At 66.6% G+C, this 7,806-nt stretch carries 6 protein-coding genes; all 6 read right to left on the bottom strand.

What is annotated here, in order from left to right:
- Positions 1–53 precede the first annotated feature (53 nt).
- The 6 genes from FA740_RS05410 to FA740_RS05385 are packed head-to-tail and all read right to left on the bottom strand — an operon-like array spanning position 54 to position 7,751.
- Positions 54–1,934: a hypothetical protein gene (locus FA740_RS05410; protein WP_136855764.1), complete on the bottom strand. Its 1,881-nt coding sequence runs from the start codon at positions 1,932–1,934 to the stop codon at positions 54–56.
- Between the two features lie 11 nt (positions 1,935–1,945).
- Entirely contained in the window at positions 1,946–2,713 is a 768-nt protein-coding gene (locus FA740_RS05405) for a hypothetical protein (protein WP_136855763.1), read from the bottom strand.
- The gene (locus tag FA740_RS05400; protein WP_136855762.1) at positions 2,710–3,645 is read right to left on the bottom strand and encodes a tail fiber domain-containing protein; all 936 of its coding nucleotides are present in this window, start codon (positions 3,643–3,645) and stop codon (positions 2,710–2,712) included. Before FA740_RS05400 ends, FA740_RS05405 begins: the two co-directional genes overlap by 4 nt.
- A 5-nt stretch (positions 3,646–3,650) precedes the next feature.
- Complete coding sequence (locus FA740_RS05395) at positions 3,651–4,142, bottom strand: hypothetical protein (RefSeq protein WP_136855761.1); 492 nt, start codon at positions 4,140–4,142, stop codon at positions 3,651–3,653.
- 16 nt (positions 4,143–4,158) lie between these two features.
- Positions 4,159–4,713: a hypothetical protein gene (locus FA740_RS05390; RefSeq protein WP_136855760.1), complete on the bottom strand. Its 555-nt coding sequence runs from the start codon at positions 4,711–4,713 to the stop codon at positions 4,159–4,161.
- Positions 4,710–7,751 carry a hypothetical protein gene (locus FA740_RS05385; protein WP_136855759.1) on the bottom strand — a complete coding sequence of 1,014 codons (3,042 nt, stop codon included), beginning with the start codon at positions 7,749–7,751 and terminating at the stop codon, positions 4,710–4,712. Before FA740_RS05385 ends, FA740_RS05390 begins: the two co-directional genes overlap by 4 nt.
- Positions 7,752–7,806 lie beyond the last annotated feature (55 nt).

Raw genomic sequence — 7,806 nt, 5'->3', positions numbered from 1 at the left:
TATGTCCCCGCCCTGCCGTTATGACATGGGCGGGGGCTTTCACTCAAGCAGGATCACCGTTCGGGGCGGCGCAGCATCGGCACATCGTCCTCTGCCGAGCCTTCTTCCGGCGCGCCCTGGCCCGCTATGGCCGCCCGCGCTTCCTCCAGGGTCATCGTCGGCTGACCAAGGCTATCAGCGGTCAACTCGATGAGCTTGAGGGCGTTAGCATCCGCCTGCTTGGCCTGCTCCTTGATAATGTCGCCACCCAGCTCGCGCCGCTCGGCGTCCATCTCGGCCAGGCGCACTGCAATGGCCTGCTGCTGGGCCATATACTGCTGCGCCGCCTGCTCGGGCGACAGCAGCCACAGGCCACGCTCGATCACGTCGCCAATGGTGCCTTCCTCGGTCGTTTCCTCACCTGTGGACTGGTTGCGCCGCGTCAGCCGCAGGCCCATGACCGTGCCATCGTCGTCGCGGATCAGGTCCGTCTTGTCTTTGACGATCTCGAATCCATCATCGAAATAGCCGCTGCTGTTATAGGCGTCGATCATGCGCGCGGCGGCGGTGTCCACGTCGCCCGACAGAGCCGCAAACACCGCGCCCGACCATGCTTTCATCCCGTCCTGCGCGGCGGCATCGTTCACGAAGGTCCGCAGCGTCTCGGCCTCCGCGAACTTGCCCTGGCGCATCAGCTCGCGCGTGATGATGGGCAGGCCGTTGTCGCGATAGCTCTGCATGTGAGTCTGCGCGGCGCGGTCGATCTGCGCGGGCGTCATGGGCTGGCCCGGCTTGACGCCCAGGGACGGCATGGCCTCTATCGCCGCGGCTCCGGCGGGCGTGCTGGTGGCGGCCTCTAGTGCCGATTCCGCGCCGGTCGCCGCTGCGGCCTGGCCCTCGTCGGCATCCTTCGGCACCGTCGCAGGCGCGTCGGGGAAGGCGGGGGCATTGCGGTTGAGCGTGTCGAACCGCTCCGGGGCACTCACCGCATCCTCGCCGGTCATCCACCTGCTGATGGCGTTGACGCCCGCCGCGATCGTCTCGCCGCCGCGCACCGCCTGATTGCCCACCGCATCATAAGCCTTCACTGCCGTGCGGTTCAGGTGCTTTCCGGCCTGCGCGACGTTGCGGGTCGCCATGCCATCGCCGCCCAGCTCATTGCCTTCATCGAGGCGGAGCGCGCGGGCCACGGGGTTCTCGGTCGCCCGGGACATACCAGCGGCATCGACCTGCGCCTGACGATCTGCGGACGCATCGCCCTGCTTGAGGCGGCCAGCCTTGGCGGCCTCGGCCAGTGCCATCTGCTCGGTGGCATCGCGCGGACCGCGCAGGGGCGTGAACGTGCCATCGGGGTTCTCGACCAGCAGGGGATCGGCCTCGGCCTCGGGCGCAGCCCCCATGCCCTCCTGTGCGGCGCGCTGCGGCGCAACCACGGGGGCGGCGGTACCATGGCTGTATTGCGGCTGCGTGGCCGGATCGCGCAGCGGCATGGCCGGGCGGGGGATGCCCTCGGCTGCGGCCCCATAGCCCAGCTGCGGCGTCCCGCCCTGCGTGGGGGGCGAGCCTTGCGTTGATATCGCTGCGGTCTGGATCGGGCCGGGCTGGTTCGCCGGGGGCGGGGTTGCCCCCATCCCGCCGCCCATCCCGCCGAAGGCCGCGGCGTCGGCCTCGGCCAGCGCGGCCCGGGTGGCCTGCGTGTCCTCCCAGCCCAAGTCTGCAAGGCGCTGGCGCTGCTGCGCATCGGTCATCTGCGACCGGTGCGTCTGCCCCGCCCACTGGTGCTGTTCGCCCGCCCAGCCGTGCATGTCGCCCAAGCGCTTCTGACGCTCGGCCTCATATTCGTCCAGCACCTTCTGCCGCTCTTTGCTGTCCTTGCGATCCTCCCAGCGGTCGCGCGTGTCGCGCCCGCCGACAAAGCCGTTCACGAAGCTGGCGAATCCATTACCCAAGCTCATCGGGGCCTCCTTTACGAAACCGGGGGCCGGGCGCCGACGCCACCGCCCATGTATTGCTCTCGAAAGCCGCTGATGGCCTGGTCAAGTTGGGCGTCGGGCACCTTGCGGAACCCCACCCATTCGGAACGGATCGCCGCGCGGGCGGCCTCGGGCGATGATGCCCCGCGCAGCCGGTTGGCGGCCAGGTGCCGGGCAACGGCGTCTTGCGTGTCACGGTTAAACGGCGTCGAGGGGTCCAGCCCCATCTGTTCAGCCGCCCGCTTCAAGGTGCTGCCGACGATCTGGTGACGGCCCATCGGGGTTGCCACGGTCCCGCCGTTCTTGCCCGCCACCCACTGCCCATAGGCGCCGCGGGGGTTGGCGAAGTCGATGGCCTGACCGATGGTCATGTTGCTGATGCGCGTGCCCTTGAACTGGCCGTCGCGCTGGCTGTGCCCGAACAAGGTATCGTAATCCCCTGCGCCCTCGTGCTTATCCATGAGGGACCACAGGTCGATCGTCTGGCCGGGCTTGAAGTCGCCTGCAGATGCGCCGGCTGATCCGGTGGCCGGGGGTGCGCCGTCATTGGCCGGGGCCGCCCCGCCATAGCCCAGACCGCCAGCGGGCGGCATGGCACCGAATCCGCCCTGCGCGCCGCCTCTCTGCATCTGCTGGCCCATCATGTCGATCAGTCTGTCGTTCTGCGCCATGACGGCGGCGCGCTCGGCCCGGTCCTTTTTGGCGGTTGCCCCGTTTGCAAAACCCTGCGCGAAGCTGCCGATGGAATTGGCGAGGCTCATGCTGCCGCCCTCCCGCCCTTGCCGCGCATCCGGTTGTCCAGATCCTGCACGGCCTTGGTGAGCGTGCCCAGGTAGGACGCAATGTCGATGGTCTTGCCGTCGCCCTTGCCGGTGGCCTTCTGGAAGTCCTCGGCATAGGCCCCGACATGGTGGCCGCCGTCGCCCATGCCCGGCTTGTAGTCCCATTCCTCGACCGGCATCTTGCGCACGGCCTCGATGCCCATGCCGTCCTTGACCGGCTTCTTGTTGGTCTTGGCGTCCTTGGAAGACAGCATCATGCCCGCCACCGATCCTGCTGCGCCGAACATGGCCCCGATATTTGCCTGCTTGGCCTGATAGCCCTGCATTTGCTGCTGGAATTGCGTGTTCAGCATTTGGCCCTGCTGACCATATCCGCTCATCGCGCCGTTCGCGCCCGCGCTGATGGCACTGTTGGATAGCCCCATGCTGGTCGCAGGGTTCACGCCCAACCCGGAACCCAGATTGATCGCGTTCGCCATCTTCTGTTCGCCCTGGGCCTCGATCCGGTCGCGGGCCATGTTCCCGGCGCCGACCGCCGCCAGTGCCATGTCATTCGCGCCGTCGCGCTGGCTAGCAAGGAACCGTCCGCTGTTCGGGTTTATCCCCATCGCCATCGCTTGCCGGGTCCGCGATCCATCCGCAACGCGCCCTTGCAGGCGCACATCTGCGATGGCCTCGCGGGATGCCGACTGGCGGCGGCCGGGCGTGTCCCATGCCTTCGCGTCCGCGATATAGCTGTCCTGCAGGGGCTTGAACGTGTCCGACCACCGGGCGCGGTCCTCCGCTGCCCATTCATTCGTGACCTTGGCCTGCTCCTGCATCCAGCCAAGGTATTTCTCACCGATTTCCGCGCTTTTGAGGGCCGCGATACCGATATTGGGGTCTGCTTTCGGTGCGCCACCGCCGCCCATCTGCCTTACTCCTGTTCGACCGGTGCCATCTGGGCCCGGTAATCTTCATCGACAGGCCCGGCAGAGGCCAATACCGTCTCTTTGGACAGTGACAGCACGATACCATCCCCGCCGCCGACAACGCTAGAGCGGTCACGGTATTCGACCTCGAAACCGATCTTCAGGAGCGTGCAGATCGCGTTCACGTTCTGCGTCGGAACCCGGCAGACCAGCGTGTCCACCCCGAAGAACTTGGGATGGAAGGCAAGCGTGCTGACGGTGGTGATGATCTCCGGCGTCAGGCGCTTGCCCGGCGCGCAGCCAAGGTGCAGCTCGGCACGGCCACCCCGGAAACACTCGAACACGGCCACGGCCAGCAGGTCCATGCCGGTGTCGCCCGGCAGATAGGCTGCGATGGCGCGGGCGTCGGACATGAACCCATCCGATCCGGTCAGCTGCTTTGCGACCTCCAGGTGATGCGCCTGCTGGTTGGTCATGAAGGTGATCTTGGTCGCCATGGTCTTTTCCTCTCTCTCAGGTCGGTGTCTGGACGCCGAAAAACTCGTCCAGCTGCTCGGGCGTGATGTTCGCCTCATGGGCGAATAGCAGCACCATAGGGTTGTTCCGGCTGATGACCTGATCCGAAGGCCACTTCACCAGGGCATAGGTTTGCGCTTCCAGCGGCAGTTGATCGAAAGCGGCTTGGTAGGACGGAGGCACTTCGCCTCGCGCTGCGGCCCGCGCATCTTCCTGGGAAAGTGCGCCCACGGCCATCATCGTCATGAGTAAATCCGACTTCTCGCGGGTTGCGGCATCCCGCGCGGCATAAAGCGCCGCCTGCATGTCCGCTGGCGTGCGCGGGTCGATCCATTCCGATCCCGACCAGGTTGCCCAAGGCGCAGGCCGCGGGGGGATGGAAACGAACTCGTTGTCGATGAACGCGGTTTGGTTGACCGCGACTGTCTCGCCATCTTTCAACAGCACCACGGTTCCGAAGGCCCCGCCCCCATTCACGGCGTTCAGGAAGGACGATCCTTCCTCGCGGCCAATGACCAGCCCTGTTGGGTCGATAATCGCATAGCCGCTCATCGCATCGCCCCATTTATCATCAGCGATCTCGTTTCTAGCCGCAGGTTGGCGTTGTTCGACCACCAGTCGACCACGATGTTATGCGTGCCCGCGCCCAGAAGCCGCCGCCATCCCATGACCAGCCAGTCCTGTTCGATCGTGGCCCCCCCGTTCGGGTCGCCCGCGATCCGCGACCACTGAACAGTCCCGTTGATCCGTAGGCGTATCCCGATAGCTTGGCTCTGGCGCACCAGGTAGTTTTGAGATGCGAACCACTGGATCGTCACGGCCCCGGAGAAGGGGAGGGTGTATGAGACGCTGTTGGCGACCTGCCACGCCCCGTTTCCGGGCACGAAATTGCCCAGCTCCTGACCGGCCCCTACCGTGACGGCATTGCCGTTCAGCATGATCGTGCCGACTTCTCCGACGCCCACACTGATGTTCGCAGCCGTCAGGCTCCCGAAGCGGCCCATGATCGCTCGAATGTCGGGCGTTCTGATAAGCCGGGTCGCATCGAACGTGTCGGTGATCATCCGGCTGCCGTTGATGTAGGTCGAGCCCCCGGCATCCCAGGCGGTCGGAGCAGTTGCGTCCTCGTGGGTTTCCTCGACCTGTGGCTTGTAGATGAACATGAAGCTGTTCGTGCCGCTCTTGGTGCCCAGCTTGCGGAAGTGGACCCGCATCAGGGCGGCGTTGGCAGGGGCTCGCGCTAGAAACTGCGCGCGCTGCCACGTCTCGGGGTTCGTGGACGATTGCGAGCCATAATCGAACTGCGGGCTGTTCACCGAACTAATCGGCGTTCCGTCTGCGGTGAACCACGAAAAGATCAGCTGCCCATTGGCCCGGTGGTTCGAGACTTTGCCCGATGCCATATACCAAGCGTTGCCCTCGCAGGGGATGAACCCCCCGTCTCCTGCCTCGTTTTGCACGGGCCTGAACACCGCGTCAGCAAATCCGCCGCTGAAGGTGTTGCCCTGGAATATCTCAAGGCTGGGATATTGAGCACCACCCCATGTCTGGGGGGCCTTCCGCAAACCAAAGGTGGCTGTCTGCCCGCCGCCGACAAACTGTCCGATGTCCTGCAACCCGTTCAGGAACTGCGGATCGGGGATCAGGTTCTTGCCCAGGCCGACGACAAGGGCGCTGGCAGACAACGTGCCCTTGGCCACCACGTTATCCCCGACCAGCTTCAGTAGCGTACCGCTGGAGCCCCCGGTGTTGTTGAAGGCCACTGCCTCGATGCCTGCGCCCACCGGCTGTCCATTGACGGTCGCAATATTCACGATCCGCGCAACGCTGCCTGACAGGTTGGCAATGGCGGTAGCCGACCGGCGCACGGCGGCGAGACTGCCGCCCATGGCCGCCGTCAGGCGTTCCTCAAGGTCTGCGACGGCCTGGTTCGTCTGCGCGCTGGTCAGATAGTTGACCAGCAGGTTCGCCTGGACGCCCGCCGCGACCTCTCCGCGCCCCAATTCCTCGGCGGTCGCAGGGCGGATGCGGATTCGATGGAACGTGATCGTCTTGGCCGCCCGAAGGCCCAGGCCGATCCAGTTGGCGAAAGCATAGAGGCGATGGCTGGCGAGTGTGCCGGTGAAGCCTGCGGGCCGCACAATGATACCGCGCGCGGTTTGGGTGGTCTGCGCGTTGGTGCGCGGCCCTGAAACCATATCCGCCAGGTTAAGGCGTGGCGCCCATTCTGTCCCTGCCGTATTGATCCACCACAAGCCAATCCCCGCGCCTGTAAGCGTGCCGCTGTTCAGGGTAAACTCCACCTCGATGGCATAGGCGTCCGCGTTCAGCTGGCCGGTCCAGATTGTCGGAGGGCTTCCAATGATAGCCATGCCATCGTCTTGGGTGGCGCCGACCGTGAACCGCCAATCGCGCCCGATAGGATAGACGCTGTTCGGCAGGTTCAGCAAAGAACCGCCGCTGTTCCAGCGTATCCAGTCCGACGACTGCAGGAAGGTATCATTGATGACGGACATATCACGCCCACTGACCTCTGCCGTCAGCCGCAGGCTTTCCTGTGCGCCCGCTGCCGCCGTCTCGGCGTTCTGGCGCGCGGTCACCGCCTGGTCGCGGTTGATGCCCGCGCTGGCATTGGCGGCGTTGGCCCCGTCGCGCGCGGCCTCGGCCGCAATGCGCGAACTGTTAGCCGCCGTGGCACTGCTGCCTGCATTCGTGGCTTGTGTGGCCGCCGTGCTGGCGCTGCCAGCCGCCGCCGACGCGCTGTTCTGGGCCTGCGTGCGGGCGGTGCCCGCCGCGTCAGCGAACCCGGCTGCATCGGTGCGCGATTGCGCGGCCAGGTTGGCGCTGGTCTGCGCCTGCGAGCTGGCGCCCTCTGCGTCGTTCTTGGCGCTGACACTGGTGTCGCGGGCGGCCTGCGCCCCGGCCTCGGCATTCTCGGCCCCGCCGCGCGCCGCATCTGCCGCCAGCCGCGATTGCTCGCTGGCGATGGCGCTGGCCGAAGAATCCGACGCGAACCCCGCAGCCTGCGTGCGCGACGTAGCCGCTGCGTCAGCCTGGGCCCCGGCCTGATCGCGGGCGGTCGCGGCCACGCCTGCGGCCAGCTCTGCCGCGGCCTCATGCCCCTGCGCGCCTTGCCGGGCAATGACGGCCAGATCACGCGCGGCCTGCGCCTGTGTGGCCCCTACCTGCGCCTCTGCGCTCCAGTCCTGGACCCGCACGGCCTCGGCCAGCACGGCGTCGGCGGCTGTCTGTATCTGCTGTGCCGCGACGGTGGCGGCCTCTTGGGCCTGCGTGAAGTCGGCGGCCAGATCGGAACGCACGGCGTTGACCAGCGCATCCGCATAGGCTTGTGCGTCATTGGCCGCGCTGACCGCGTTGATGACCTCGGCGCGGGCCGCTGCGGCCTCGGCTGCTGCGGCGTCAATATCGGCCTGCAGCTGTCCCAGATCGACGTTCGCGCCGTCATAGCCCTCTGCCACCTCCCGCGCGACCGTCTCCGCGATCCGCTTTACCGCTGCCGCGTCAAATCCACCGCCGACCCCGGCCAGCCCGTTCTTCAGGTCCGAGAACCGCACGGCGCGCTTGGCCACCGCGCCGGGGCGCAGGCCAAGCAATTCCTCGATCTGGGTCTTGAGGCGGGCATCC

Origin of the sequence: Paracoccus hibiscisoli, assembly GCF_005048265.1 — a bacterium.
Lineage (GTDB): Bacteria > Pseudomonadota > Alphaproteobacteria > Rhodobacterales > Rhodobacteraceae > Paracoccus > Paracoccus hibiscisoli.
This window is presented reverse-complemented; position numbering and strand designations above follow the sequence as displayed.

Excerpts from the sequence above, each read along its gene's own strand:
- FA740_RS05390 (WP_136855760.1), bottom strand. The coding sequence starts at position 4,713 with ATGAGCGGCTATGCGATTATCGACCCAACAGGGCTGGTCATTGGCCGC.
- FA740_RS05400 (WP_136855762.1), bottom strand. The coding sequence starts at position 3,645 with ATGGGCGGCGGTGGCGCACCGAAAGCAGACCCCAATATCGGTATCGCG.
- FA740_RS05410 (WP_136855764.1), bottom strand. The coding sequence starts at position 1,934 with ATGAGCTTGGGTAATGGATTCGCCAGCTTCGTGAACGGCTTTGTCGGC.
- FA740_RS05395 (WP_136855761.1), bottom strand. The coding sequence starts at position 4,142 with ATGGCGACCAAGATCACCTTCATGACCAACCAGCAGGCGCATCACCTG.
- FA740_RS05405 (WP_136855763.1), bottom strand. The coding sequence starts at position 2,713 with ATGAGCCTCGCCAATTCCATCGGCAGCTTCGCGCAGGGTTTTGCAAAC.